This window comes from Mesorhizobium sp. B1-1-5, from assembly GCF_006443065.1.
Lineage (GTDB): Bacteria > Pseudomonadota > Alphaproteobacteria > Rhizobiales > Rhizobiaceae > Mesorhizobium.
Map to the genome: position 1 here is coordinate 1 of NZ_VFWS01000496.1, position 1,213 is coordinate 1,213.

The window sequence follows — 1,213 nt, forward strand, 5'->3', positions numbered from 1 at the left end:
TTGAATGGCTTGATGATCGCTTCGATCTTTTTCATGTAAAAAGTGGCCTCCACTGCCAAAAAAACGGGTTGTGAGCCCCCGCTTGCGCCTCCATCAAGCACGAATTGTGCCAATTGGCGGGATTTCAAGCGGTGTCATTCGATTCCAGAACCATGCCGCACGAAGATGCAAATTCGCATCGTTCACTGCATCCAGCGCGCGACGGATGGCTGCAAACCTACGCGGCGTCGGTGTTTATGTCTGCCCGATATTTAGGCGTATTGTTTATTTGGTGGGCATTGCTCAGCTTGGCTGGGACCGCGCCAACTCCTCTGCGTTTGCGTCGAGCCGAAAACTGGACAATGCTTGATCGAATGCGGATCGGCAATCCATGAGCAACGAACTTCTTTCTCCCGAGGAGATGAGCGAGGCGGATCGGTTGACGATTGCCGCCGGCGCAATCGACGGCATCGGCCTGATGCGCCGTGCAGGCGAAGCCGTCGCGGCCGAAATATTCAGGCGCTATCCGGCGGCGAAGCGGGTCCATGTGCTTTGCGGTCCCGGCAACAATGGCGGCGATGGCTATGTCATAGCCCGCTGCCTGGCAACCGCTGGTGTCGACACGGTGGTCTGGGCGTCGGGCACGCCGAAGCCGGGCAGCGATGCCGCGCTGGCCGCCGGTGAATGCCCGGTGAAGCCTCGATCGCTTGCGAATTTCGCGGCTGAGGCCGGCGCTGTCGTCGTCGACGCCCTTTACGGCGCAGGGCTGTCCAAACCGCTGTCCAGTGAAGCGGCGAGAACGGTTGGCGTGGTGACAAGCCTGGCCTTGCCGGTCGTCGCGGTCGATCTGCCATCAGGCGTTTCCGGGGACAGCGGCCAAGTGCTCGGCCATGCTTTTCGGGCCGGGGTCACCGTCACCTTTGCACGCAAAAAACCTGGCCATCTTCTGCTCCCCGGGCGCAAGCTGTGCGGGGAGGTCGTGCTGGCCGATATCGGCATCACCGACGGTGTCATTGCGCGGATTCGACCCCAGACGTTCGAGAACACGCCGGCGCTTTGGCTCGACGTTTTTCCGATTCCGGGTGTCGATACGCACAAGTACAAGCGCGGCCATGTCGGCGTCTTTTCCGGTGGCCCGAATGCCACCGGCGCGGCGCGGCTTGCGGCGCTTGCCGCGGCCCGTATCGGGGCAGGAGCGGTGACGGTCCTATCCCCGGCGAACGCCATGCAGGTG

The 1,213-nt window shown here is 62.0% G+C and carries 1 protein-coding gene; it reads left to right on the forward strand.

The window, feature by feature from the left end:
* Nucleotides 1-370: 370 nt before the first annotated feature.
* On the forward strand, nucleotides 371-1,213 hold an 843-nt coding region (locus FJ980_RS32695), incomplete at its 3' end, for an NAD(P)H-hydrate epimerase (protein ID WP_140547567.1).